General features: G+C 60.9%; 26 protein-coding genes. 11 read left to right on the top strand and 15 right to left on the bottom strand.

Annotated elements, in window-relative coordinates; genetic code table 11:
- The first annotated feature begins 198 nt into the window (after window positions 1-198).
- Both glpX and AB5Y67_RS16975 read left to right on the top strand, forming a co-directional pair.
- The gene (gene glpX, locus AB5Y67_RS16980; RefSeq protein WP_005336386.1) at window positions 199-1,209 is read left to right on the top strand and encodes a class II fructose-bisphosphatase; all 1,011 of its coding nucleotides are present in this window, start codon (window positions 199-201) and stop codon (window positions 1,207-1,209) included.
- 131 nt (window positions 1,210-1,340) lie between these two features.
- Window positions 1,341-1,592 carry a YkgJ family cysteine cluster protein gene (locus AB5Y67_RS16975; RefSeq protein ID WP_005336384.1) on the top strand — a complete coding sequence of 84 codons (252 nt, stop codon included), beginning with the start codon at window positions 1,341-1,343 and terminating at the stop codon, window positions 1,590-1,592.
- 70 nt (window positions 1,593-1,662) lie between these two features.
- On the opposite strand, the gene AB5Y67_RS16970 is transcribed toward AB5Y67_RS16975, so the two are convergent.
- Genes AB5Y67_RS16970 through hemC form a run of 4 tightly spaced genes read right to left on the bottom strand, consistent with a single transcriptional unit; the run spans window position 1,663 to window position 5,543 of the window.
- Entirely contained in the window at window positions 1,663-2,826 is a 1,164-nt protein-coding gene (locus tag AB5Y67_RS16970; RefSeq protein ID WP_199427815.1) for a heme biosynthesis HemY N-terminal domain-containing protein, read from the bottom strand.
- Window positions 2,827-2,836: 10 nt separating this feature from the next.
- Complete coding sequence (locus AB5Y67_RS16965; RefSeq protein ID WP_150389866.1) at window positions 2,837-3,886, bottom strand: uroporphyrinogen-III C-methyltransferase; 1,050 nt, start codon at window positions 3,884-3,886, stop codon at window positions 2,837-2,839.
- Window positions 3,883-4,617 carry a uroporphyrinogen-III synthase gene (locus AB5Y67_RS16960; protein WP_150389864.1) on the bottom strand — a complete coding sequence of 245 codons (735 nt, stop codon included), beginning with the start codon at window positions 4,615-4,617 and terminating at the stop codon, window positions 3,883-3,885. The genes AB5Y67_RS16965 and AB5Y67_RS16960 overlap by 4 nt, the downstream gene beginning before the upstream one ends.
- Window positions 4,614-5,543, bottom strand: coding sequence for a hydroxymethylbilane synthase (gene hemC, locus AB5Y67_RS16955; protein ID WP_150390568.1), 930 nt, complete (start codon window positions 5,541-5,543; stop codon window positions 4,614-4,616). The genes AB5Y67_RS16960 and hemC overlap by 4 nt, the downstream gene beginning before the upstream one ends.
- Before the next feature lie 323 nt (window positions 5,544-5,866).
- Here hemC and AB5Y67_RS16950 point away from each other — a divergent pair, with 323 nt between their 5' ends.
- Window positions 5,867-8,386, top strand: coding sequence for a class I adenylate cyclase (locus AB5Y67_RS16950; RefSeq protein ID WP_199427816.1), 2,520 nt, complete (start codon window positions 5,867-5,869; stop codon window positions 8,384-8,386).
- Window positions 8,387-8,450: 64 nt separating this feature from the next.
- On the opposite strand, the gene AB5Y67_RS16945 is transcribed toward AB5Y67_RS16950, so the two are convergent.
- Together AB5Y67_RS16945 and cyaY are read right to left on the bottom strand one after the other, a co-directional pair.
- Window positions 8,451-9,104, bottom strand: coding sequence for an alpha/beta hydrolase (locus AB5Y67_RS16945; RefSeq protein WP_199427817.1), 654 nt, complete (start codon window positions 9,102-9,104; stop codon window positions 8,451-8,453).
- The gene (gene cyaY, locus AB5Y67_RS16940; protein ID WP_021231825.1) at window positions 9,101-9,415 is read right to left on the bottom strand and encodes an iron donor protein CyaY; all 315 of its coding nucleotides are present in this window, start codon (window positions 9,413-9,415) and stop codon (window positions 9,101-9,103) included. Before cyaY ends, AB5Y67_RS16945 begins: the two co-directional genes overlap by 4 nt.
- Window positions 9,416-9,488: 73 nt before the next feature.
- Between cyaY and AB5Y67_RS16935 the strand changes: the two genes are divergently transcribed.
- From AB5Y67_RS16935 to AB5Y67_RS16910, 6 genes are all read left to right on the top strand, one after another.
- The gene (locus AB5Y67_RS16935) at window positions 9,489-9,665 is read left to right on the top strand and encodes a lipoprotein (RefSeq protein ID WP_074042653.1); all 177 of its coding nucleotides are present in this window, start codon (window positions 9,489-9,491) and stop codon (window positions 9,663-9,665) included.
- A 32-nt stretch (window positions 9,666-9,697) separates the two neighbouring features.
- Complete coding sequence (gene lysA, locus AB5Y67_RS16930) at window positions 9,698-10,948, top strand: diaminopimelate decarboxylase (protein WP_199427818.1); 1,251 nt, start codon at window positions 9,698-9,700, stop codon at window positions 10,946-10,948.
- A gap of 49 nt (window positions 10,949-10,997) precedes the next feature.
- Window positions 10,998-11,828 carry a diaminopimelate epimerase gene (gene dapF / locus AB5Y67_RS16925; RefSeq protein WP_199415640.1) on the top strand — a complete coding sequence of 277 codons (831 nt, stop codon included), beginning with the start codon at window positions 10,998-11,000 and terminating at the stop codon, window positions 11,826-11,828.
- Window positions 11,829-11,919: 91 nt separating this feature from the next.
- Window positions 11,920-12,600 (top strand): DUF484 family protein, encoded by a 681-nt coding sequence (locus tag AB5Y67_RS16920; protein WP_043821859.1) that lies wholly within the window; start codon window positions 11,920-11,922, stop codon window positions 12,598-12,600.
- Window positions 12,593-13,570 carry a tyrosine recombinase XerC gene (gene xerC, locus AB5Y67_RS16915; protein ID WP_139709609.1) on the top strand — a complete coding sequence of 326 codons (978 nt, stop codon included), beginning with the start codon at window positions 12,593-12,595 and terminating at the stop codon, window positions 13,568-13,570. Before AB5Y67_RS16920 ends, xerC begins: the two co-directional genes overlap by 8 nt.
- A 32-nt stretch (window positions 13,571-13,602) precedes the next feature.
- Window positions 13,603-14,313 carry an HAD-IA family hydrolase gene (locus AB5Y67_RS16910; RefSeq protein WP_144715400.1) on the top strand — a complete coding sequence of 237 codons (711 nt, stop codon included), beginning with the start codon at window positions 13,603-13,605 and terminating at the stop codon, window positions 14,311-14,313.
- A gap of 76 nt (window positions 14,314-14,389) precedes the next feature.
- Here the strand turns inward: AB5Y67_RS16910 and AB5Y67_RS16905 are convergent, their stop codons facing one another.
- Window positions 14,390-14,788: an STY0301 family protein gene (locus tag AB5Y67_RS16905; RefSeq protein ID WP_199427819.1), complete on the bottom strand. Its 399-nt coding sequence runs from the start codon at window positions 14,786-14,788 to the stop codon at window positions 14,390-14,392.
- A 45-nt stretch (window positions 14,789-14,833) separates the two neighbouring features.
- Window positions 14,834-16,360 carry a mechanosensitive ion channel family protein gene (locus tag AB5Y67_RS16900; protein WP_199427820.1) on the bottom strand — a complete coding sequence of 509 codons (1,527 nt, stop codon included), beginning with the start codon at window positions 16,358-16,360 and terminating at the stop codon, window positions 14,834-14,836.
- 145 nt (window positions 16,361-16,505) lie between these two features.
- On the opposite strand from AB5Y67_RS16900, the gene AB5Y67_RS16895 reads away from it, so the two are divergent.
- Window positions 16,506-16,889, top strand: coding sequence for a hypothetical protein (locus AB5Y67_RS16895; protein WP_040069030.1), 384 nt, complete (start codon window positions 16,506-16,508; stop codon window positions 16,887-16,889).
- A gap of 12 nt (window positions 16,890-16,901) precedes the next feature.
- Here the strand turns inward: AB5Y67_RS16895 and AB5Y67_RS16890 are convergent, their stop codons facing one another.
- Together AB5Y67_RS16890 and yjgA are read right to left on the bottom strand one after the other, a co-directional pair.
- Window positions 16,902-17,684: a gamma-glutamyl-gamma-aminobutyrate hydrolase family protein gene (locus tag AB5Y67_RS16890; RefSeq protein WP_150389850.1), complete on the bottom strand. Its 783-nt coding sequence runs from the start codon at window positions 17,682-17,684 to the stop codon at window positions 16,902-16,904.
- Between the two features lie 397 nt (window positions 17,685-18,081).
- Window positions 18,082-18,606: a ribosome biogenesis factor YjgA gene (gene yjgA / locus AB5Y67_RS16885; protein ID WP_005336359.1), complete on the bottom strand. Its 525-nt coding sequence runs from the start codon at window positions 18,604-18,606 to the stop codon at window positions 18,082-18,084.
- A gap of 114 nt (window positions 18,607-18,720) precedes the next feature.
- On the opposite strand from yjgA, the gene pmbA reads away from it, so the two are divergent.
- Window positions 18,721-20,064 carry a metalloprotease PmbA gene (pmbA, locus tag AB5Y67_RS16880; protein WP_005336357.1) on the top strand — a complete coding sequence of 448 codons (1,344 nt, stop codon included), beginning with the start codon at window positions 18,721-18,723 and terminating at the stop codon, window positions 20,062-20,064.
- 87 nt (window positions 20,065-20,151) lie between these two features.
- Here the strand turns inward: pmbA and murA are convergent, their stop codons facing one another.
- From murA to mlaD, 5 genes are read right to left on the bottom strand one after another with little or no spacing between them, the layout of a single operon-like run.
- Window positions 20,152-21,408 (bottom strand): UDP-N-acetylglucosamine 1-carboxyvinyltransferase, encoded by a 1,257-nt coding sequence (murA, locus tag AB5Y67_RS16875; RefSeq protein WP_005336355.1) that lies wholly within the window; start codon window positions 21,406-21,408, stop codon window positions 20,152-20,154.
- An 18-nt stretch (window positions 21,409-21,426) separates the two neighbouring features.
- Complete coding sequence (ibaG, locus tag AB5Y67_RS16870; protein WP_005306001.1) at window positions 21,427-21,684, bottom strand: BolA family iron metabolism protein IbaG; 258 nt, start codon at window positions 21,682-21,684, stop codon at window positions 21,427-21,429.
- Window positions 21,684-21,956 carry a lipid asymmetry maintenance protein MlaB gene (locus tag AB5Y67_RS16865; RefSeq protein WP_064339241.1) on the bottom strand — a complete coding sequence of 91 codons (273 nt, stop codon included), beginning with the start codon at window positions 21,954-21,956 and terminating at the stop codon, window positions 21,684-21,686. The genes ibaG and AB5Y67_RS16865 overlap by 1 nt, the downstream gene beginning before the upstream one ends.
- A complete protein-coding gene (locus AB5Y67_RS16860) occupies window positions 21,953-22,585 on the bottom strand; it encodes a phospholipid-binding protein MlaC (RefSeq protein ID WP_005336350.1) in 633 nt (210 codons plus the stop codon). Before AB5Y67_RS16860 ends, AB5Y67_RS16865 begins: the two co-directional genes overlap by 4 nt.
- 2 nt (window positions 22,586-22,587) lie before the next feature.
- On the bottom strand, window positions 22,588-23,085 hold the full coding sequence (mlaD, locus tag AB5Y67_RS16855; protein ID WP_005336348.1) for an outer membrane lipid asymmetry maintenance protein MlaD: 498 nt from the start codon (window positions 23,083-23,085) through the stop codon (window positions 22,588-22,590).
- Between the last annotated feature and the right edge of the window lie 2 nt (window positions 23,086-23,087).

Raw genomic sequence — 23,087 nt, 5'->3', positions numbered from 1 at the left:
GCTTTTGTTTTGAAAACGGGGTCATGCTAGGCAGCGGGGATGACAGCGGGGTGACAGTTGGATGAAGAGTCGATGGCAATTGGGTTGCAATTGGATGAATTGGCTACATTCTTGCTCGCAGCGGCTACTTTTGTGCGCAAAGGTTTGCCCTTGTGGTAGAATGCCGCCCGTTTTCGAGCTCCATAGGTTGGATATGCGATGAGACGTGAACTGGCAATCGAGTTTTCCCGAGTGACGGAAGCGGCTGCACTGGCTGGCTACAAGTGGCTCGGACGTGGTGACAAGAATATCGCTGATGGGGCGGCCGTTGCGGCCATGCGCCACATTCTCAACCAGATCGAGATCGATGGTGAGATTGTGATCGGCGAAGGTGAAATTGATGAAGCGCCGATGCTCTATATCGGCGAGAAGGTTGGTACCGGACACGGCGACGCGGTGGATATCGCTGTCGATCCCATCGAGGGTACCCGCATGACTGCCATGGGGCAGGCCAACGCGCTGGCCGTGCTGGCGGTGGGCGACAAGGGTTCTTTCCTGAAAGCGCCTGACATGTACATGGAAAAGCTGATCGTCGGGCCCAAGGCCAAAGGCGCCATCGACCTGGATCAGGCTCTCGAGCTGAACCTGAAGTCCGTGGCCAAGGCGCTGGGCAAGCCGCTCTCCCGCCTGACAGTCATTACCCTGGCCAAGCCGCGTCATGACAAGGCAATCAAGGAGATGCAGGGTCTAGGCGTGCGGGTGTTCGCCATTCCTGATGGTGACGTTGCCGCCTCCATCCTCACCTGTCTGCCGGACAGCGAAGTCGACATGCTGTATGGCATCGGCGGCGCACCGGAAGGGGTGATCTCCGCGGCGGTGATCCGCGCGCTGGATGGTGACATGCAGGCCCGTCTGGTGCCGCGTCACCGCGTCAAGGGCGACAGCCCGGAAGTGCGTGCGCTGGGCGAGCAGGAAATTGCCCGCTGCGAAGCGCTGGGTATCGATGTGAACAAGGTGCTCAAGCTGGAAGACATGGCGAAGAATGACAACGTCATCTTCTCCGCCACCGGCATCACCAAGGGTGATCTGCTGGATGGCATCACCAGCGATGGCGTGATGGCGACCACCGAGACTCTGTTGATCCGTGGTAAATCCCGCACCATTCGTCGTATCAAGTCGATCCATTATCTTGAGCGTAAAGACAGCGTGGTTCGCGATATCATCCTGTGATGATGGCTCGCTGAACCGGCTGTGTCTGAAGCCCGATCGCCCGTGCGGTCGGGCTTTTTGTTGTGCGCCAGCTACGTTTGTGCCGCCGCTTCGGCTATGGTGGCTCAGACCGTCCCAAAGGAGTGGAGTCTATGGAGTGTCGTAGCGGCTGCGCTGCCTGTTGTATCGCCCCCAGTATCAGCAGTGCCATTCCCGGTATGCCAGATGGTAAACCGGCAGGTGTCCCCTGTATCCAGCTCGATAGCGCCCTTGGCTGCAAGATCTTCGGTCAACCGGAGCGGCCGGCGGTGTGCGGCGGTTTTCGCCCCATGATGGATGTGTGCGGCAGCCACCGTGCCGAGGCTATCTGGCTGATCGGCGAGCTGGAGCGGCTCACCACCTGACGAGGGCAGGGCGAAGAGATAAAAAAAGAGGCCGCATCATGCGGCCTCTCGCGTTTCTGTTTGCCGGGGATCAGACTCCCGCCAGTTCCAGTGCCTGACGATAGTACTCGTTGGCCTTGTTGGTGAGGCGGCGTTTGTCCATCAGCTGGCCGAGAGCGTGATAGGCGGCGGCGCTCGGCGCCCGCTCCACCTCCTGTTCCAGCAGCTTCTGGGCATCGTCCAGCTGACCGGCCAGCAGATAGAGCTGGGCCAGTGCGGTGTCCACCTCCGGTTGCCCCTGCTGTTTTTGCAGCAGTGCCAACAGCGGCTGGTAGCTGTCGAGTTTCAGCTTGGGCAGACGAGCCAGCAGCTGTGGCATCGGCTGTTTTCGCAGTGCCTCCTGCCACAGGGTGGCGGCTTCGCCATCGGCGCCCAGCTGGCGCAGCAGATCGCCGTAGCAGGCCAGCAGTTCCGGCTCGAGGCGCAGCTTGCGCGGCAGATCCTGCCATACCGCCTTGAGGGTCTCGAGGCTGCCGGCAGCCTGTTGCAGACGACCAGACCAAGCCTGTTGCAGCAGATCTTCTTCCTGTTTCGGGGTCAGCTTGCCCACCTTGTGCAGTGTCGGGATCAGGTCGCACAGGGCGCTCCAGTCCTGACGGGCCAGATGTACCTGACGCAGCTGATCCAGCACCATGGGGTGGCGCGGGTTGAGGGCGTAGACCGACTCCAGCATCGCCAGTGCGGTATCGTACTGGCCCTGCTCGATCTGCAGCTGGGTCTGGGTCAGGGTGAGCGCCAGCTCGGCTTTGGGGTTCTCCTCCTGCGCTTTTTGCAGATATTGATCCCGGCGGGCGTCGTCACCACGGGCCTGTGCCGCCTTGGCGGCGCTCAGATAGTTGAGCAGCGGGGTATCGCTGTTGCTGGCCCCCTTGATCATCAGCTTTTCAGCCTGACTGTAGTGCCCTTCGGCCATTGCCAGGGTGGCGGCGACGGTCTGTTGATTGGCCTTGCGGCGGCGGCGCGAGCCGTACCAGCCGAGGGTCTTGCGGCGCAGGCCGAATATCCGACCCAGCAGCCATTCGACGATCAGCAGGGCGCCGTAGAACAGCACGGCCAGGATCACCGCGCTGGTGACGGAGGATTCGATGGTGTAATTGCCGAGGGCAATCAGCACATAGCCCTTGTTACCGGAGGCTTGCGGGCCAAAGATCAGCCCTGCGACCATCACGGCAACCAGAATGATTATACGGATCATGGCGCCCTCCTCAGCTGCTGGCCAGAATGCGTTGCAGGCGTTCGGTCAGCACCTGCTCCAGTATCGCCTGGGTCTTGAACTGGGCCGGATAGTCGATCTGGATCTGCTCACCCTTGAGCTTGTCGATCTCGCCCTGCATGTAGCGGGTGGCGCTGTTGTCGGTGTCGAAATACTGGGTCAGCCAGCGCTGGGCCTTGTCCAGGCTGTCTTCGTAGAGCGCCTGCTGCTCGCGATAGACGGAGAGCTGGGCCTGCAACAGCTTGGTCTTGAGGTTTTCACGCAGGAAGATCTCCTGCTGCGGCGAGAGCAGCGCCTCTACTGCACCATCGCGGCGGCGGATGGTGACGAAGTTCTCGGTGAACTTGACCCAGTTCTTCTTCAGGTTGCTCTTCCACTCGTCTGGATTGGTGCTGACCGCTTGATCCGGCTCGGCCTTGGCTTCCGGCATGCTGACGGTGGAGAGGGGCAGCAGCTCGATCTGGTCTGAGAGCGCGGCCAGCTTGAGGGTCAGCCCCTCGCGGTCGATGCGCGGCATCCCCTTGAGCTTGGCGATATCCTCGGCCAGTGCCTTGCGGATCGGCATTAGGCTGGGGTCGTTGAGGGCGGCGATCCGCTCGTCGGCATTGCCGAGCAGGGTGATGGCGGAGACGAGGTCATGCTCCAGCCACAGTTTGCGGCCCGCCATCCGTACCAGATACTCGGATTCGGCCAGCATCCAGTCGTTGGGGCGCTTGTCATTCAGGTCCAGTACCCGGTTCTGCAGACCCTGCATCTCCCCCTGCAGCCGCTGCTGGGTTTGATCCAGCGCGGCCAGCTGCTCGGCATCCTTGCTGCTGGTCTGGTCGATCTTGCTCAGGGCGCTCGCCAGCTGTTGCTTGAGCTGGGCCAGTTCGGCCTGCTGGGCAACGGCATTCTTGTGACCGTGCAGATAGAGACCGCCGGTCAGGCCAAGGGCCAGCAGGATGGCGACCCCTCCCAGTACGGCACCGGAGCGGCTCTTGCTGCCATTGACCGCAGCGGTCGGCTGGGGTTTTACCTGGGATTCTTGTTGTTCTGTCATTCCATCTTCCTCAGTTCCAGTGCGGCCGTCAGGGCCTGGTTGGATGCACCTTGGGCAATCGTGATATGGATAAAGCCCGCTACGCTGGCCATCTCGGCCACGCGTGGGCTGGGGACCACCAGCAGGCGGTCAAAAAGCCAGGGCCGCTGGTGGTCGGGAACCAGCTCCAGCAGCCGTTGCAGCAGTTCACCACTGGTAATGAGCAGGCTGTCCAGCCCCGCTGCCTGCCAGTGGTGGGTCAATCTGTCCCCGTCTAGCTCGGGGTAGTGGCGCTCATAGGCCGCACAATAGTGCACCAGAGCACCGCGTGAGGCCAGCGTGCTGGCGATGAGATCCCGCCCGCCATTGCCGCGCAGGATCAGTACCCGTTTGCCTGCTACCTGCTGCAGGGCGGGCAGGGCCAGCAGCCCTTCGCTGCGCGGGTCATCCGGGCAGCTTGCCGTGATGCCGATGGTGGCAAACGCATCTGCGCTGGCCTGACCCACTGCAAAGTACTCAATATGTGGCCAGGTCTGACCAGTTTGCAACAGAAAATCGTGTGCAAAATGAACGGCATGGATGCTGACGGCGATAACCGCGTCGGCACTGCGCAGCAGGTCGGGCAGGAGAGGGAGTTCACTGCCCGCCACGGTTTCCAGCAGCGGGCAGCAGAGTGGTGCATGGCCGTGCTGGCGCAGCAACTGCACCAGCTCGGCGGCCTGGGCGGCCGGACGCACCACCAGCGGTGTCATGTGCGGTAGACCTCGGCCAGGATCTCGTCGGCACCGGCGGCCAGCAGGCGCTGGGCCAGCTGCTCGCCGAGGGCCTCACCATCGGCCAGCGGGCCACGGATCTCGTCGCGGATCACCTGGCTGCCATCCGGGCTACCCACCAGACCACGCAGCCAGATCTGCTCGCCTTCGACCAGTGCGTAGGCACCGATGGGGACCTGACATCCCCCTTGCAGGGCGCGATTCATGGCGCGCTCGGTCAGTACCCGGGCGCGGGTCTCGGCGTGTTCCAGCGGCGCCAGCAGGGCGTGCAGTTCAACATCGTTGAGGCGGCATTCGATACCGACGGCGCCCTGACCGTTGGCCGGCAGGCTCTGCTCCGGCTCGATAAAGGCGGTGATGCGGTGCGCCATCTCCAGTCGTTTCAGACCGGCGGCGGCGAGGATGATGGCATCGTACTCACCCGCATCCAGCTTAGCGAGGCGAGTGTTGACGTTGCCACGCAGGTCGCGGATCACCAGATCCGGGCGGGCGGCGCGCAGCTGGCACTGGCGGCGCAGGCTGGAGGTGCCGACCACGGCCCCTTGCGGCAGTTCGGCAATGGCCTTGAAACGGTTGGAGACGAAAGCATCGCGGGGATCTTCCCGCTCGCAGATGGTGTGCAGGCCGAGCCCCTCGGGGAACTCCACCGGAACGTCTTTCATGGAGTGAACGGCGATATCGGCCCGCCCTTCCAGCATGGCGGTCTCCAGCTCCTTGACGAACAACCCCTTGCCACCAACCTTGGCCAGCGGGGTATCGAGGATCTTGTCACCCTGAGTGCTCATGGGCACCAGTTCGACCTGCAACTGCGGGTGCAGGGCTTCGAGCCGGTCTTTGACAAAGTTGGCCTGCCACAGGGCCAGCGGGCTCTTGCGAGTGGCAATTTTCAGGGTTCGGGCTGCCATATCAATCAGTTGTTTCATTTTTAGAAGGAAATCGATATTACCACCCTTTGCCCGGGCTTTCATGGCGGAGCCGGCAAAAGCGGGGCCAAGCTCAAAAATGCATGCTGAAAATGATTTTCATTAAGCAAGAAGTGTTGATTAATTCATTGAATGTATTGGAATTTAATGATTTCCCCTGATACTTGATGTGGTCATACCAGAAATAATCTGGCGTTTAGCTGAAGGCTTGTTTACCACCGCTGTTTGCATTGTTAACATGATCACACTTTTTTGACGTATCCCCCTTTTGGTGCGTCATTTTCACTTAGGTGATAGGCAGGGCATTGCAGGAACACATCGATACGCTGGTTGCGCGTTATGACGATATTACCCGTCTCAAGACGCAACGGGCGTTAGGCCTCATGAGTCGCTATGGGCAGCAGGTATTCCAACTGCTGCCTGTCATGCTGCACTTCAATCATCCCCTGCTGCCCGGTTATGTCTCCGGTGATGTCCCTCATGGCATCTGGAGCTTCAGCGCCACCGTCGAGCAGCAAGCCTTCATCGATGACCTCTGCCGCAACGCCAACTGCCAGAGCGGTCTTGCCACCCATGATCGGGCTATTCAGGGGCTCTACTCCATGGGCAGCACCTCCTCCATCGGTCAGTGCTGTCACTCCGATCTCGATATCTGGGTCTGCCACGTGGCCGGTTTGTCGCAGGAGCGGCTCGATCTGCTGGAGCTGAAGTGCCAGCAACTCTCCAAGTGGGCCGAACAGCGCGGGGTCGATCTCAACTTCTTCCTGATCCCGGAAGACAAGTTCCGCCAGACCAACGATGCCCAGATGCAGGGGGAGAGCTGCGGCAGTGCCCAGCACCTGCTGTTGCTCGACGAGTTCTACCGCAGTGCCATGCGTATCGCGGGCAAACGCTTGATCTGGTATCTGGTACCCACCGAATGTGATGATCACTACGATGCGTATGTGAACGAGCTGTTCGAGAGCGGCAAGCTCAAGCAGGACGACTGGCTCGATCTCGGCAGTTTTGACCGTATTCCGGCCGAAGAGTATTTCGGCTCCGCCCTGTGGCAGCTCTACAAGGGGATCGACTCCCCCTACAAGGCGGTGCTCAAGTCGGTGCTGATGGAAGCCTACTCCCACGAGTATCCCAACACCCGCCTGCTGTCGATGATTGGTCGCGACTGGTTCCAGCACAACGAGGGGATGCACTACCGGCTCGACAACTACTGTCTGATGCTGGACAAGGTGACCAACTACCTCAAGTCCATCGGCGACATGGCGCGGCTCGATCTGGTGCGCCGCTGCTTCTACCTCAAGGTGTGCGACGGTCTCAGCCATCCCAAGGATGATCACTCCCCCGAGTGGCGCCGCGAGCAGATGAGCCAACTGGTCTCCTACTGGGGCTGGAGTCAGGACAAGCTCTATCAGCTCGATCATCGCCACGAGTGGAAGATCGAAGAGGTGAAGATCGCTCATGCCGAGCTGCTGGAAGCCCTGATGCAGAGCTACCGCAACCTGATTCAGTTCGCTCGCCGCAACAACATCAGCGAGTCGATCAACCCGGAAGATATCGGCATTCTGTCGCGCAAGCTCTACGCCGCGTTCGAGAGCCTGCCGGGCAAGGTGCAGCGCATCAACCTCAAGATCGCGCCGGATCTCAGCGAGCCGGATCTCAGCTTCGTGCAGGTGCCGCACGGTCGCCTCAATCGCGCCGGCTGGTATCTCTACAAACATTCACTGGAGCCGGTGGACATCATTGGCCGCGCGCCGCTGGAGTTCAACGGCTACATTAGCAAGCTGGTTTCCTGGGCCTACTTCAACGATCTGTTGACGCCCCAGTCGCGGGTGCATCTGTTCAATCAGGGCTCGGATCTGCACATCGACAATCTGCACCAGTTCTGCCGTGATCTCTCCGGCTGCTTCCCCGAGAAGTACCCGCTGGCCACCAACCTGGCCCTCAGTCGGCCGTGCGAGATCCGTCAGCTCTCCATCTTCCTCAATCTGGAGATGGACCCGACCAGCCACTGGGTCGGGCAGGTGATCGAGTTTGACGCCAACACCGTGGATGTCTTCTCGTTCGGTCGCAATCAGGAGTGTCTGGTCGGCTCGGTGGATCTGGTCTACCGCAACTCCTGGAGCGAGATCCGCACCCTGCACTTCCAGGGGGATGAAGCCGTGGTCGATGCCCTCACCACCATCCTCGGCAAGATGCATCAGGATGCTGCCGCCCCCGAGATGATCGAGGTGTTCTGCTACAGCCAGCACTTCCGTTCTCTGGTGCGCTCCCGCTTCCAGACGCTGGTGGCGGAGTGCATCGACCTGCGGCTGGCCCGCGACAAACAGCAGCTGGTCAAGACCATGGCCCTTGGCCGCGAGAAGTACGGCATCTTCTTCGAGCGGCGCGGTGTGTCGGTGAAGAAGCTGGAAAACGCCATCGATTTTTACCGTCACATCTCCCACAACAAGCTGGATCACCTGCCGCTGCGGCTCGACAAGACCCACAGCCAGCATCTGCCGAGCATCGTCGATGCCTACGCCAGCGAAGGATTGGTGCAGTTCTTCTTCGATACCCGGGATGCGGGCACCAACATCTATATCCTCGATGAGGCGAACCGGGTGGAGATCTACCAGCACTTTGCCGGCAACAAGGATGAGCTGGTGGCGGGGGTCAACCGCTTCTACACCTCCAATCACGAGCGGTTCAGCGATGATGGGCAGTTCATCAACTTCAACCTGCCGCAGTACTACGAGATAGTACAAGTGAATGGTGAGCTGGATGTGATCCCCTATCGCAGTCAGGGCACTCTGCGCGAACAGGTCCCGCCCACTCGGGAAGTGGGCTGACCCGTCAGTTGGAATCGCCATAAAAAACGGCCTGCAGATGCAGGCCGTTTGCTATTGCGGTTGCTCAGGCGCCGAGGCGGGCCAGCAGCCAGTTGCGAATGTCACCGAGCTGCGGACGGCAGATCTCGTGGCGCATCGGGTACTCGTGCCACTCGGGGGCGAGTCCGGCGCTTTCCAGCCGGTTCTTGGCATCCCAACCGAGCGACAGGCTCACCACATCGTCATAGATGCCGTGCATGTAGCAGATGGGCAGGGTGCGAGCGGCCTCGCTCATCTCGCCGAGCAATTTGTCGGGGGCGGCCAGATAGGTGGACATGCAGAGCAGGCCAGCCAGCACTGCCTGGTAGCGCAACGCGGTGAAGGAGGCAATCACCCCGCCCTGAGAGAAACCTGCCAGCACGATATGCTCGGGGGCAAACCCGTCGGCCACCAGCTGATCGAGCAATGCGGCAATCTGGTCGGCTGATTCACGGACATGGGACTCCACGGCCCGCTCGGCGGGATCCTCGAAGCTCTTTATGTCGTACCAGCCGCGCATCTTGTAGCCCATGTTGATGGTGATGGGGCGCTCGGGGGCATCCGGCAGCAGGTGACGCACCGGTAGCTCGGCGGGCAGATCCAGCGCGTCCACCAGCGGGGCGAGACCGGCGCCGGAATCACCCAGCCCGTGTAGCCAGATCACCGCATGACGGGCGCCCTGCGGGTGCAGGTCGATCATGGGAACACCACATCTTCGCCCGCCTGGGCGGTGCAGGATTGGCTCAGTAGCGCCTTGAGCTCGTGGCCGAAGCGGTTGTCGATCCAGGTGTCACCCTGCAGTTCGAAGTGGAAGCCGTTCTCGCGGGTGGCGACCCAAATCTGGTGCAGTGGCTCCTGCTTGTTAATGATGACCTTGGTCTTGTTCTCGAAAGAGAGGGTCAATACGCCGCCGTTGCGTTCGCAGTCGATATCCGGATACCCCTCGTCGAGCGTGTCTTCCACATATTGGAAAAAGGCGTCGGTCAGGGCGTGATACTCGTGATCCTTCATCGGTTTATCCTGTTGCTTTTAACAATGTGAGTGCGATTATAGAGGGCCAAAAATTTTTTCGCAGCGAACCATTATGATCACCCAGTTCACCAAGTGTCTGCTTGCCACTCTTCTGTCCCTCGGGTTGGCCGCGTGCGGTCTGAAGGGGCCGCTTTATATGCCGCCCCCCGAGCAGCCACAGAGCCAGAGTACACCGCAAGCAGTACCGCCTGCGACCACTGAGGCTGCCACCGAGGCCGCGCCGCACTAATGCCGCACCCATTCTAGGAAGGAACCGCCCCCTTGGATCACTTTAACTACGACGCCGACGGCCAGCTTCAGGCCGAGCAAACCTCGCTGCAACAGCTTGCCGAGCAGTACGGTACCCCGCTTTACGTCTACTCCCGTGCGACCCTCGAGCGCCACTGGCACGCCTTCGACAAGGCCGCTGGCGATATTCCCCATCTGATCTGCTATGCGGTGAAGGCCAACTCCAACCTGGCGCTGCTCAACCTGCTGGCCCGACTGGGCTCGGGGTTTGACATCGTCTCCGGTGGCGAGCTGTCGCGGGTACTGGCGGCGGGCGGTGATCCGGCCAAGGTGGTCTTCTCCGGTGTAGCAAAGAGCGAAGCGGAGATGCGCTTCGCGCTGGATAAAGAGATCCTCTGCTTCAATCTGGAGTCGGAAGCAGAGCTGGAGCGCCTCAATCGGGTGGCGGGCGGCATGGGCAAGAAGGCTCGCGTCTCGGTGCGGGTCAATCCGGATATCGATGCCGGTACTCACCCCTATATTTCCACTGGCCTCAAACAGAACAAGTTCGGCATCCCCATCGAGCTGGCGCCAGCCATCTATCGCAAGGCGGCCGCGATGGCGAACATCGAGATCGTCGGGGTGGATTGCCATATCGGCTCGCAACTCACTGAATTGAATCCCTTTATGGAAGCGGCTGACAAGTTGCTGCGGCTGATCGACGGTCTGGCGGCGGAAGGCATTCATATCCATCATCTGGATGTGGGTGGCGGCCTTGGGGTCAACTATGGTTCCGAGCAGCCACCCCATCCGACCGAGTATGCCGAAGCGCTCAAGCAGAAGCTGGCGGGCCGGGATCTGACCCTGCTGTTCGAGCCGGGCCGCGCCATCGTCGCCAATGCCGGCGTGCTGCTGACCCGGGTCGAGTACCTGAAACCGGGCGAAACCCGCAACTTTGCGCTGATCGATGCCGGCATGAACGACATGCTGCGCCCCTCGCTCTACGGTGCCTGGATGAACATCATCGAGGTTGATAGCCGCGCCGGTCATGCTCCCGCGCTCTATGACGTGGTGGGCCCGGTGTGCGAGACCGGCGACTTCCTCGGCAAGGAGCGCACTCTGGCCATTGCCGAGGGTTCCCTGCTGGCAGTGCGCTCGGCCGGTGCCTACGGCTTTACCATGTCATCCAACTACAACACCCGTCCCCGTGCCGCCGAAGTGCTGGTGGACGGCACGCAATCGTTCCTCATCAGAGAGCGCGAGCAGTTGACCGATCTCTGGCGCGGTGAGCACTTGCTGCCTTAAGCTGCCTTTAAAAGTGCCTTGAGCGCGCGCCCAAAAACAGGAACGCACGATGTTGATAGATTTTTCCAAGATGCACGGGCTGGGAAACGACTTCATGGTGGTGGACGGAGTCACCCAGAAGATCTTTTTCAGCAACGACGTCATCAAGAAGCTGGCTGATCGCCACTTCGGGGTCGGTTTCGACCAGCTGCTGCTGGTGGAGCCCCCCTATGACCCCGAGCTCGATTTTCACTACCGTATCTTCAATGCCGATGGCAGCGAGGTGGAGCAGTGCGGCAATGGTGCCCGCTGTTTCGCCCGTTTCGTGCGTCTCAAGGGGTTGATCAACCGCGATCGCATCGCGGTCAGCACGGCGCGCGGTCGCATCGTGTTGCAGCTGGAGGGGGAGAATCAGGTCACGGTCAACATGGGAGTGCCCCAGTTCGAGCCGGGCAAGATCCCGTTTCGGGCCCAGAAGGCAGAGAAGACCTATCTGCTGCGGGCGCAGGAACATACCGTGATGTGTGGTGCCGTCTCCATGGGCAACCCCCACTGCGTCATCGAGGTACCGTCGGTGGCCGATGCGCCGGTGGCCACTCTGGGGCCCATCATGGAGCGTCACGAGCGTTTTCCCGAGCGGGTCAACGTTGGATTCATGGAGATGGTCAATGCTACCGAGATCAAGCTGCGGGTGTTCGAGCGGGGCTGTGGCGAGACCCTGGCCTGCGGCACCGGTGCCTGTGCGGCGGCAGTAATTGGCATCAGTCAGGGCAAGCTCAAGGAGCGGGTCACCGTCAGTCTGCCGGGCGGCAAGCTGACCATCGCCTGGAAGGGGCCGGGCCAGCCGGTCTATATGACAGGCCCCGCCGAGCATGTGTTTGACGGCCAGATAGAGGTTTAGCCGATAAAGGTTCAGGTACGGGGGGCGTTGGCCCCCTTTGCCCATGATGTCGGGGCAGCGAGCCCCATTTCTCTGATGGATCAACCAATTTATGAGCGAACTCAAACGGCAGGAGCAATCGGTGGATGAAGCCACTGTGCTGGAGTACCTGGCCCGTTATCCCGAGTTTTTCCAACGCCATGCCGCCGTGCTGGACCGGATCCGCATTCCCCATGAACGCAAAGGGTCGGTCTCGCTGGTCGAGCGCCAGCTGGAGCGTCAGCGCGAGCGGATCGAACAGCTGGAGCAGGAGATCACCGAATTGATGGGGATCGCCAGCGAGAACGAGCGGATCTTCCGGGTCTATGCCGATCTCTACGGCGAGCTGTACGGCTGCCAGACCCTGTTCGAGGTGAGTGCCGTGATGGGCAAGGCCTTTGTCCAGCGGCTGCGCCTGACCGGGCTGCGGCTCTGGCTCAATCCCAAGAAGTTTACCCTGAGCGGGCCAGAGCAGCGTTTTCTGGCGCAGGGGAAGCAGCTTGAATCCCTGCTGGGTCAGCGTCTGCCGGGGCAGGATTACTACTTTGGCCGCCTGAGCCAGAGCGAGAAGCAGGCGCTGTTTGGCCACGATGTGCTGGTCAACTCGGTGGCCTTGATGCGGCTCGGCGATCTCGGTGTGCTGGCCTTCGCCAGCTCGGATCCCGGCCACTTTACTCCCCACAACGATACCCTGCTGCTGGGCCAACTGGGGCGCCTGCTGCAACTGCGTCTGCCCGAGTTGACTCATGGCTAGAACACCGGCCAGGGCGCCCGCCAAAACTCCCGTCGTCGCACCGCCACTGCCTGCGGCACTGGCGGACGAACTGGCGGCCTTTATCGAATACCTGAGGGTCGAGCGCCAGCTCAGCCCTCATACCCGCAATAACTATCAAGCCCATCTGGAGGCGATGACCGCCGAGCTGGTGGCCCTCGGGCTCACTGACTGGGGTCGGCTCGAGGCGAGCCAGGTCCGAACTCTGGTGACCCGGATGCACAAGGCGGGCCTTGCTCCTCGTTCCCTTTCCACCAAGGTCTCTGCCCTGCGCAGCTTTTGCGACTGGCAGGTGCGGCAGGGGCGGCTGACCGCCAATCCGGCCCGTGGCATCGTCACCCCCAAACAGGGGCGGCCGCTGCCGAAAAACCTCGATGTGGACGAGATGCATCAGCTGCTCAACATCACCGACGAGCAGGATCCGCTGGCGGTGCGGGATCGCGCCATCATGGAGTTGATGTACTCCTCAGGTCTGCGTCTGGCCGAGCTGGTGGGGATCAATCTGGTGGATCTGAAGCTCGACGACCGCCAGCTCAAGGTGACCGGCAAAGGCTCGCGGGAGCGGGTGCTACCCATCGGCCGGATGGCGGTCGAGTGGCTGCAGAAGTGGCTCAAGGTGCGCCCGCTGCTGGCCGGGGACGAGAGCGAGGCGCTGTTTGTCTCCAGCCGCAAGCAGCGGCTGTCGGCCCGCTCGGTGCAGGCCCGCCTTGATGGCTGGGGCAACAAGCAGGCGCTCAACGCCCACGTCCATCCCCACAAGCTGCGCCACAGCTTCGCCACCCATATGCTGGAGTCCTCCGGTGATCTACGGGCGGTGCAGGAGCTGCTGGGTCATGCCGACCTCTCTACCACCCAGATCTATACCCACCTCGACTTCCAGCATCTGGCCAAGGTTTACGACAGCGCCCACCCCAGGGCCAAGCGTGACCCGGATGCGCAGGACGATGAATGACGGGCCCTGAGCTCCGTTGCAGAGGAGAGTCCATGCACTTCTATCGCCGCTGGCAGCCGGTTGCTGCCATCTCGTTTGACCTCGATGACACCCTCTATGACAACGGCCCCGCCATCGTGCGGGCCGAGCAGTGGATGCTGAGCCATCTGCGTAGCGAATATCTGGCTACCGCGATGCTCGACAAGCCGCGCTGGCTGGAGTTAAAACGCGCCGTGTTGCTGGCCAGGCCCGAGCTGCGCCACGATGTCAGTCTGGCGCGCCAGCAGACCATTCGCGCCGCTATGGTGGCGGGGGGCATGGCCGACCAGCAGGCCAGTCGCGAGGCGGAGCAGGTCTTTACTGCGTTTCTGGCAGAGCGCTCGAAGATCGAGGTGAGCGAGTCCACTCATCAGCTGCTGGCCAGACTGGCCGAACGCTACCCGCTGGTGGTGATCACCAACGGCAATCTGGATCTGGCACAGGCAGGGCTGGCTCGCTACTTCACGCTGATCTGCAAGGCGGGGGCGGGCGCCAGAATGAAACCGGCGCCGGATATGTTTGAGCAGACCCGCAGCGCCCTCAAGTTGCCAGCGGGGCGGATCTTACATGTCGGGGATCACCCCGAGACCGATGTGCTGGGTGCCCGCTTGCACGGCTTTCGCGCTGCCTGGCTCAACGAGCGGCAACAACCGTGGCAACAGCTGCAGCTGTTGCCGGACGTTGAGCTGACGGCATTGGAGGAGCTGGCCGAGCTGCTGCTCTGATGGCGCTGGCGGGTGGCCACGCTCAGGCGGTAATGGCTGTCAGCGAATAGCGATATATGGCAAGGGGTTACGCCCGCTATTTGCGACAAATCAACCCGAGCAGGGTGTTGCGATCGCGCTGGTTGACGCGGCAGTAGCTGATGCCGACGGGCAGCGCCTGCTGCAGGGTGATGGCGCTGTTCTGATAGCGGCAGACCAGATGGAGCGGGCGCAGGCTGCTATCGAGCTGGCTCCAGTAGTGGATTTCGTCGCTGTCGCCATTATCCGGTTTGAGTTGGGCCAGCTCGGCAGGATCTCCGTCGAACAGGGCCAGATTATCGAGCCGGTGACTGAGGGTTTCGTCTGGTTTGCCATCGTCATTGCGGGTGAACGCCTGCCAGCCCTGCTGCGGGGTCAGCAGCTGCTGGCGAGTCTCGATGGTGGCGGGACAATCAAATCGCAGGCTGGCGGCAAGGGCCAGGGTGGTCAGTAACATGGCTGCGGTTCTCTCTTCACGTCCTCAATAAGGTGCCATGCTACGTCATCTTCCGCCGAACAGCTTCATCAGTTTATCAAGGAGATCAAGCTGTTGTGGTGGCTGTTTCATGGCTTCCGCCTCCCGCTCCAGCAGCGCTTGCTGCTCCTGCTGGCGGTCGCTCAGCACCCGGTAGAGGGGCTCGACCAGCGCCTCGCGCTGCATCACCAGCTCCTGAAACATTGCCTGATTGATGCGATAGGTTTCGACGGTGGCCACCGCCCGCACCGTGAAGGAGCTGGGCTCGCCAGTGAGCAGGCTCAGTTCGCCAAAGAAGTCTCCCGCGTTGAGCGTACCGAGTTTCAGCTCTCGCCCTTCGACATTGACCACCATCTCGGCTTCCCCCTTGACCAGCACGAACAGCCAGCTGGAGACATCCCCCTGCTCCAGCATGATGTCGCCGCTGACGAAGGGGGCGAACTTCACCTGATCGGCCAGCTGGAGCAGCTCGTTCTCCTGCAACATGGCAAACAGCGGCAGCTTGCGCAGGGTATCGGTTCGTTCGGCAGTGTGGCGCTTGTGGCGGGCATCCAGATGCTGCTTCTCCTTGGCCATAAAGACGTTGAAAATCGGCGGGGTGAGGCGGCGATCGTTGCGGCGCAGGGCGGCATCGATCAGGCTGCGCACCATGGAGTCGGTCGGATCGTCGCGAGCCAGATCGGTCAGCCAGTAGCGCACCGCATAGCGGGCAATCCCTCCTTCGACGTTCATCAGCAGGCAGTCCGGTTGGGGATGCTTGGCGACGCAGGGGAGCTTGGTCTCCCGCAGGGATTTCTCGATCAGCGCGATGATCTGGGTCGGCAGGGTATCCAGGGTCAGATCGAACCAGACCCAGCGCCGCCACTGCAAGGGTTCGCCACGGCGACGCCCGAGCACGGTGAAGCGCTGTTTAAGCAGGTGGCTGTTGGGGATGACCACAGTCTCCCAGTTGCGGGTCTCGATGGTGGTGGCACGCCAGTTGATCTCCACCACCCGGCCCTGGGTGGTATCCACTTGCAGCCAGTCACCGATGGCGATGGAGTTGTCGAGCTGAATGGAGACCCCGGCCAGCAGGTTGCCAAGGGTGTCCTGCATGGCGAAGGCGATAACCGCGGTGATGACCGCCGAGGTGGTGACTATCTCCCCGAGCGCCATGCCGGAGGCGTAGAGGCGAAACAGACCCCAGCCGATATAGCCGATGGTGATGACGATATCGGCGATGATCCGCGGGATCCGCACATGGCAGAGGGGGAGCAGAAACTCGAATAGCAGGATCCCCCATATCTTGACCAGTATCAGGCCAGCCAGCAGGGTGGAGATCTCGATCAGCAATTGATGGGGCAGCGGCAGTTTGAACCAGCCCCCTTCCAGCTGGATCAGCAGGATCACCACCGCGCTAATCATCACGAAACTGAGCTCGGAGAGCAGCTCCCGTCGCTGTCCCGGACGGCGCCAGAAGTGGAGCTGCATCAGGGAGAGGGTGAGCAGGGTCCAGAACGGGTGTTCGCCAATCCAGATCAGCGTCGGTAGCGCGGTGAGGTTTTCGCCAGCCATAGCAGCACCTTATTGTGGTTTTATTTCCAGCATAGCTGCTACGGCGCGGGGAAATGGTGCGTTGGGGCGGCAATTTATTTATCCTGTGCAGAACCGGGCAAAGGAGTGCGATTGAGTGAAATTTTCAAAGAAAATCATCTGTTTGATGGCCCTGTTGCCATTGGCTGGCTGCGACCTGCTGGCCGAGAAGTATCGGGTCGAATTCCGGGATGGCTCCTGGCGTGAAATAGCCATTACCCCCTTCTCCAGCGAGGCACGCTGGCGCGAGGGGTGTGCCACCGGCGAGGTGCTGAGCGACATGAAGGTGCCCATCAAGCGGGGTGACACGGTCAATGGCCGCGAGCAGTTGCTGATTGGCGGCGAGAAGTTCGAGCTGGATGACAACAACCTCTACCGCAGCAACGGTATGGTGTTTGGCCATTCGCCTGACCATATCCAGCGCGGGCTCAAGGGGATGGATATCTGCCGCACCTTGCGCCCCGAGCGGGGCGGACTGCCCAAGCTCAAGGCGCGTGGGTTTGGCGACTGAATCGATGAGGGATTAACTAGCCGCCATCAATGCACAACGCTGGCGGCAGGCATCGCCAAAGGCTTGAAAGATCTTGATGGAGTGGGGGTTTTCATTGGCTTTCCACTCCGGATGCCACTGCACTGCCAGCAAAAAGGGTGACAGTGCGGGAGCATGAAGTGCCTCGATCAGCCCATCTTCGGCGTGGGCCAACGGCTCCAGACCCTTCCCCAACCGGTTGATGCCCTGTCCATGCAGGGAGTTGACCGGAATCTGTTCTTCCCCCATCAGTTCGGCAAACCAGCTGCCGGGCAGCAGTTTTATCTGATGGCTCGGCCCATACTGCTCGTCGACCGGATCGTCGGCATCCTCCCGGTGATCGTCATAACCCGGCTCGTTATAGACCTTCTGATGGATGTCTCCCCCCAGCGCCACGTTGATCTCCTGCATTCCGCGGCAGATACCGAGGATCGGCAAGCCACGGGCGAGCGCCCCCTTGATGAGGGGCAGATCGAACAGGTCGCGATCCCTGTCTTGCTGTTTCTCCGGGGTGAGGTTCTCCTGACCGTAGAGGGCCGGATCGATATTGGAGCCAGCGCCGCTCAGATAGATGCCGTCAGCCAGATTCAGATACTGCTCCAGATCGGCGGTGCCGCAGCAGGTGGGTACCAGCAGCGGGACGCAGCCGCTTATCTCCACCAGCGGCATGATGTATTTGTGGGTCATCACCTGATAGGCGTGGCCGTTGCGGGGCTGGGCCCCCATGGTCATCAGCACGACAGGTTTACGGGTGGCGGGAGGCTGGGGATTTGGCATAGGGCACCTTGATTATCCTTGGCGTTGAAGTCTGATCCTGCGCCTTGGGCAGGCCCTTGCAAACCGGTAGGGCAAGGGCATGCCTCAAGGCATGGTCATGGGATCCCGCGTCGGGCCGGGTGGCAGAATCGTTGGTCAGCCTGGGCAGCGACAGCCTGGATCCTCTCTTCAGTCTGCCAAGGCCGTTCAATATGTCAAACAAAATGATACAAAATTGTTAACATGTCTGTTTTGGTCTGCTCTGAATCGGCGATTTAACGGGGCTGTTGAGATGGGCCGTTATGGCTGGGGTAGCAAAATGGTGGATATATTAAACGCGCAGGGATGGCGGGGGGATGTTGAGAGGAAAAGGCATCAATAGAAGCACGCCTCCGCAAGGGGAGGCGTGTTTCGGGGATCACAGCAGGTCTTCGATCTCGCCGCGCAGATACTGGTACATCTCGCGGTAGGCGACCGGCGGCTTGTTCAGCTCCCGCTCCTTGTTGGCGGAGCGGATCAGCTGGCGCAGCTTTTGGCGATCCAGCTCGTGGAACTGGGACATCAGCTCGTTGAGGGCGCTGTCACCTTCGGTGATCAGGCGCTCGCGCCACTGCTCCAGGCGATGCAAGCGGGCATTCACGGTGGAGTGACGGTTCTTGATGATAGAGAGCGCTTCGGCAATCGGCTCGATATCGCGGCTGCGCATCAGGCGGCCGATGAACTGCAGATGGCGACGGAAGGACTCATCCTTCTTCGGCTTGAGTTTGCGACCCAGCTCGACAGCTTCTGCAAGCTCTTCATCCAACGGGATTTTTTCCAGCTCGCTGTGGCTGAGGGAGACGATCTCTTCCCCCATTTTCTGCAATGCTTCGGCATCGCGCTTGAGCTGGCTCTTGCTGGGGCCCCAGTCTTCGAACTCGTTGTCGTCTTGATATTGACTCATCGGTCTCTTGATTCCTGTCATTCACGTTTGGCGGATATGTTACCAGCTTCTCCCGCTGGGCGCAGGGGTCTGATATGCTTACCCCCCTTTCCTTCTTTCATACAGATGTGAGTTATGGATCAGCAAGACCAAATCCGCCAGGATCAAGCCCATCTCGAGGCCGTGGTTGCCGAAGCCCTGGAGATAGCCAAAGGACTGGGCGCCTCGCTGGCCGAAGTCTCCATCAGCAAGCAGACCGGGTTGTCGGTGAACACCCGGGGTTGTGAACTGGAAAGCATTGAATTCAATAAGGATGGCGCCCTCGGTATCGCCGTCTATCGCGATGGTTGCAAGGGATCTTCCTCAACCACCGATCTGAGCAAACCCGCCATTCGTGCCGCCGTTGAAGCGGCCATCGAGATTGCCCGCCACACCTCGGCGGATGATTGCGCCGGTCTGGCGGACGCCGAGCTGCTGGCCTGGGATGCCCCCGATCTGCAACTGTGCCACCAAATCGAACTGGATCCCCAGCGCGGGATCGAGCTGGCCATCGAGTGCGAACGACTCGCTCTGGGCCGCGATGCCCGTATCAAGCACTCCGACGGCGCCGGTTTCTCCAGCCATCTAGGCATCAAGGTCTATGGCAACAGCCACGGCTTCGTCAAAGGTTATGCGGCGTCGCGCAACTCCCTGAGCTGTGTGCTGATCGGCGAGCAGGATGGCGACATGCAGCGTGATTACGGCTACTCCTCCAGCCGTACCCTCGACGGACTTTGGAGCCCGCAGCGCATTGCCGACGAAGCCGTTGAGCGTACCGTCTCCCGCCTCGGCGCCCGCAAGATCTCTACCCGTCATGCGCCTGTGCTGTTCCACCCAGACACTGCCTCCGGCCTGTGGGGCCATCTGGTGATGGCTATCAGCGGTGGCAACCTCTATCGCAAGTCGAGCTTCCTGCTCGACAAATTGGGCAAGCAGATCCTGCCCGAGTGGCTCACCATTCAGGAGTTCCCCCACCTGCTGGGCGGGCTTGCCAGTACCCCGTTCGATGGCGAAGGGGTGCGTACCCGCGACATGGATATCATCCGTAACGGCGAGCTGATGAGCTGGCTGCTTACCTCCTACTCCGCTCGCAAGCTGGGGCTGACCACCACGGGTCATGCCGGTGGCATCCACAACTGGCAGGTCTCCAATACTGGCCAGGATTTTCAAGGCATGCTGAAAGAGATGGGCACCGGTCTGCTGGTGACCGAGCTGATGGGGCAGGGGGTCAATATCGTCAATGGCGACTACTCCCGCGGCGCTGCCGGTTTCTGGGTCGAGAATGGCGAGATAGCCTATCCGGTCGAGGAGATCACCATCGCCGGCAATCTGGCCGAGATGTTCAGCCATATCGTGGCGGTGGGCTGTGACGAAGATGAGCGCTCCAGCCTCAAGACCGGCTCGGTGCTGGTAGAGAATATGAAGCTGGCGGGTCACTGATCCCGGTGTCAACAGAACCGAAGCCATGAAAAAGGCCCCCTCGCCAACGCGAGGGGGCCTTTTTATCGGCCAGCGATCAGGGGGCTATCAGCCCTTGATGCGTTCGATGCGGCCACCCAGACCCTGCAGCTTCTGCTCGATGTCTTCGTAGCCACGGTCGATGTGATAGATACGGTCGACGATAGTGGAGCCTTCGGCCACGAAGCCGGCCAGCACCAGACTGGCGGAGGCGCGCAGATCGGTCGCCATCACCTGGGCACCCTTGAGTTGCTCGGTGTCACGGCAGATGGCCACATTGCCCTGCAGTTCGATGTCTGCACCCATCCGTACCAGTTCGGGAACGTGCATGAAGCGGTTCTCGAAGATGGTCTCGGTGACCATGCCTGTGCCTTTGGCGACGGCGTTCAGCACAGTGAACTGTGCCTGCATGTCGGTCGGGAAGGCCGGGTAGGGGGCAGTCTTGATGGTGACCGGCTTGAGGGTGCGGCCAGTCATGTCGAGGGTGATCCAGTCTTCACCCTTCTCAATCAGGGCGCCAGCCTCTTCCAGCTTGACCAGTACCGCTTCCAGCAGGGTCGGGTCTGTCTTGCGGCAGGTGATCTTGCCGCCGGTGACCGCTGCGCCCACCAGGAAGGTACCGGTTTCGATGCGGTCAGGCTGCACACTGTAGTTGCCGCCGTGCAGACGCTCGACACCGTCGATGGTCAGGGTATCGGTGCCCGCGCCCTGGATCTTGGCACCCAGGGTATTGAGGAAGTTGGCCAGATCGACTACTTCCGGCTCGCGCGCGGCGTTTTCGATCACGGTGCGGCCATCAGCCAGGGTCGCAGCCATCATCAGGTTTTCGGTACCGGTCACGGAGACCATATCCATCAGGATGTGGGCGCCTTTCAGGCGGCCATCGACACGGGCCTTGATGTAACCATCTTCGATGGTGATCTTGGCGCCCATCAGCTCCAGGCCGTGGACGTGCAGGTTGACCGGACGGGCACCGATGGCGCAGCCGCCGGGCAGGGAGACGTCAGCCGCGCCGAAACGGGCAGCCAGCGGGCCCAGCGCCAGAATGGAGGCGCGCATGGTCTTCACCAGCTCGTAGGGAGCGACATGGTTGTTCACCGCACCGGTCAGCACGGTGACGTTGCCGTTGACCTTGGTGGTCGCGCCCAGCATCTCCAGCAGCTTGATGGTGGTGCCTACATCTTTCAGGCGCGGCACGTTGGAGAGGTGTACCTCTTCATCACAGAGCAGGGTCGCGAACAGGATCGGCAGGGCGGCGTTTTTGGCGCCGGAGATAGTCACTTCGCCGTTGAGAGTACAACGACCATCGATTTTGAATTTGTCCATTTTTACTTCGTTACCAAATCAGGAGGGCAATAGGAATTTACGTTCGCGTTTCCACTCGGCGTCGGTGAACGCCTTGATGGAGAGGGCGTGAATGGCGTTGCTGGCGATCTTGTCCATCAGCGGAGCATAGATGGCCTGCTGCTTCTTGACCCGGCTCATGCCGTCAAACATGTCACCGACGGCGATCACTTGGTAGTGACTACCGTCCCCTTTGACATGGACTTCGGACAATGGCAGAGCCTCAAGGAGTATCGCTTCAATTTCAGAGACTTGCATTATGCGTCCTCAGTTGTGAGCGGGGTTGACTGAAACAGCCCGGCCACCCCGTAGAGGTTGGCCAGGGTATAGAAATCACTGGAGGCGCCCACCAGCTGCGGTGTGGCGCCTCGCGCTAATACGGCTTTGGCCCATTTGACCAGCAGGGCCAGTCCGGCGGAGTCGAGGGTGGTGACGCCGCCGAGCTCGAGCTGGTCGTTCTGCCACCATTCGGCGCGGCGTTGCCACAGGTCATTGACCTGTGGCGCCTGCAGCTCACCGCTGAGAGTCATGGTTTGAGTACCAGCGGCTTGGCGTTGTGTTCGCGCAACTGGGCGATCACCGCATCAATGCCGTTCTGGCGAATGAGGCCGCCCAGCTCGCTCTGCTTGGCGGAGAGCAGGCTGATCCCCTCTGCCACCATGTCGAAGGCTTTCCATTCGCCGGTCTTGTTGTTCTTGCGCAGCTTGAACTCGAGGAAGATGTCCGGCTTGCCGGCCTCTTTCACGCTGACGTTGACGGCGGTGATATTGCCGCTGGGGGCTTTGCCCGGCTCGACCTTGACGGTCTGCTTGTCAAAATGGGCCAGCGCATCGGCGTAGGAGCTCACCATGTACTCGGTGAACACCTCGACGAAGGCATTGCGCTGCGCTTCGGTGGTCTCTTTAATCTGGTTGCCAAGCACCTTGTAGGCGGCGAAGCGGTTGTCCACATAGGGCAGCAGCTCTTCGCGGATGATCACCCGCAGGTGATCCGGATTGCTCTTCACCTGGGCCTGATCGGCTTTCAGGCGGGCAAAGGTCTGCTTGGCTGCCTGATCCACCAGCGCGTTGGGATCGGTGGCATCGACTGCGGCCTGGGCAGACAGGGAAAAGAGCATGCTGGTCATCAGACCCAGCAGCAGGGCGATTTTCTTGAACATGATTACTCCTTCTTGCTGTCTGACTTGCTGTCGGAGGATTGGCTGTAGAGGAACTTGCCAATCAGATCTTCCAGCACGATGGCGGATTTGGTGTCTTCAATCAGGTCGCCATCCTTGAGCATCTCGGTGCCCATCTCCTCATCGCTGAAGCCGGGGGCCAGACCGATGTACTGCTCGCCGAGCAGACCGGAGGTGAGGATGGAGAGGGAGCTGGTATCGGCGAACTCGCCAGCGCTCTTTTGCATCATCAGGGTCACTTCGGGCACCTGGGTTTTCGGGTCCAGTACGATGTCACTGACCCGACCGACCACCACGCCGCCGACCTTGACCGGCGAACGGACTTTCAGGCCGCCGATATTATCGAAATGCGCGCGCAGGGTATAGGTTTCTCCTTCCGGTTTGAAGCTCAAACCGGCCACTTGCAGGGCCAGTGCCAGAATGGCACCGATGCCAGCCAGCATGAAGGTGCCGACCAGGAATTCTACTTTGCTGAACTTCATCT

The organism is Aeromonas sp. s12 (genome assembly GCF_040907925.1).
GTDB lineage: Bacteria > Pseudomonadota > Gammaproteobacteria > Enterobacterales > Aeromonadaceae > Aeromonas > Aeromonas veronii.
The sequence above is the reverse complement of the archived record's forward strand: the minus strand, read 5'-3'. Positions and strand labels throughout refer to the sequence as shown.

Bases quoted from the DNA above. Each gene is read 5' to 3' on its own strand.
- AB5Y67_RS16890 (WP_150389850.1), bottom strand. From the start codon at position 17,684: ATGCCAAATCCCCAGCCTCCCGCCACCCGTAAACCTGTCGTGCTGATG.
- glpX (WP_005336386.1), top strand. From the start codon at position 199: ATGAGACGTGAACTGGCAATCGAGTTTTCCCGAGTGACGGAAGCGGCT.
- cyaY (WP_021231825.1), bottom strand. From the start codon at position 9,415: ATGAAGGATCACGAGTATCACGCCCTGACCGACGCCTTTTTCCAATAT.
- pmbA (WP_005336357.1), top strand. From the start codon at position 18,721: ATGGATCAGCAAGACCAAATCCGCCAGGATCAAGCCCATCTCGAGGCC.
- AB5Y67_RS16865 (WP_064339241.1), bottom strand. From the start codon at position 21,956: ATGACTCTCAGCGGTGAGCTGCAGGCGCCACAGGTCAATGACCTGTGG.
- xerC (WP_139709609.1), top strand. From the start codon at position 12,593: ATGGCTAGAACACCGGCCAGGGCGCCCGCCAAAACTCCCGTCGTCGCA.
- ibaG (WP_005306001.1), bottom strand. From the start codon at position 21,684: ATGCAAGTCTCTGAAATTGAAGCGATACTCCTTGAGGCTCTGCCATTG.
- AB5Y67_RS16905 (WP_199427819.1), bottom strand. From the start codon at position 14,788: ATGTTACTGACCACCCTGGCCCTTGCCGCCAGCCTGCGATTTGATTGT.
- AB5Y67_RS16910 (WP_144715400.1), top strand. From the start codon at position 13,603: ATGCACTTCTATCGCCGCTGGCAGCCGGTTGCTGCCATCTCGTTTGAC.
- mlaD (WP_005336348.1), bottom strand. From the start codon at position 23,085: ATGAAGTTCAGCAAAGTAGAATTCCTGGTCGGCACCTTCATGCTGGCT.
- AB5Y67_RS16975 (WP_005336384.1), top strand. From the start codon at position 1,341: ATGGAGTGTCGTAGCGGCTGCGCTGCCTGTTGTATCGCCCCCAGTATC.
- AB5Y67_RS16860 (WP_005336350.1), bottom strand. From the start codon at position 22,585: ATGTTCAAGAAAATCGCCCTGCTGCTGGGTCTGATGACCAGCATGCTC.
- AB5Y67_RS16935 (WP_074042653.1), top strand. From the start codon at position 9,489: ATGATCACCCAGTTCACCAAGTGTCTGCTTGCCACTCTTCTGTCCCTC.
- AB5Y67_RS16945 (WP_199427817.1), bottom strand. From the start codon at position 9,104: ATGATCGACCTGCACCCGCAGGGCGCCCGTCATGCGGTGATCTGGCTA.
- AB5Y67_RS16900 (WP_199427820.1), bottom strand. From the start codon at position 16,360: ATGGCTGGCGAAAACCTCACCGCGCTACCGACGCTGATCTGGATTGGC.
- dapF (WP_199415640.1), top strand. From the start codon at position 10,998: ATGTTGATAGATTTTTCCAAGATGCACGGGCTGGGAAACGACTTCATG.
- AB5Y67_RS16960 (WP_150389864.1), bottom strand. From the start codon at position 4,617: ATGACACCGCTGGTGGTGCGTCCGGCCGCCCAGGCCGCCGAGCTGGTG.
- AB5Y67_RS16920 (WP_043821859.1), top strand. From the start codon at position 11,920: ATGAGCGAACTCAAACGGCAGGAGCAATCGGTGGATGAAGCCACTGTG.
- murA (WP_005336355.1), bottom strand. From the start codon at position 21,408: ATGGACAAATTCAAAATCGATGGTCGTTGTACTCTCAACGGCGAAGTG.
- yjgA (WP_005336359.1), bottom strand. From the start codon at position 18,606: ATGAGTCAATATCAAGACGACAACGAGTTCGAAGACTGGGGCCCCAGC.
- AB5Y67_RS16965 (WP_150389866.1), bottom strand. From the start codon at position 3,886: ATGACAGAACAACAAGAATCCCAGGTAAAACCCCAGCCGACCGCTGCG.
- AB5Y67_RS16970 (WP_199427815.1), bottom strand. From the start codon at position 2,826: ATGATCCGTATAATCATTCTGGTTGCCGTGATGGTCGCAGGGCTGATC.
- AB5Y67_RS16895 (WP_040069030.1), top strand. From the start codon at position 16,506: ATGGCCCTGTTGCCATTGGCTGGCTGCGACCTGCTGGCCGAGAAGTAT.
- hemC (WP_150390568.1), bottom strand. From the start codon at position 5,543: ATGGCAGCCCGAACCCTGAAAATTGCCACTCGCAAGAGCCCGCTGGCC.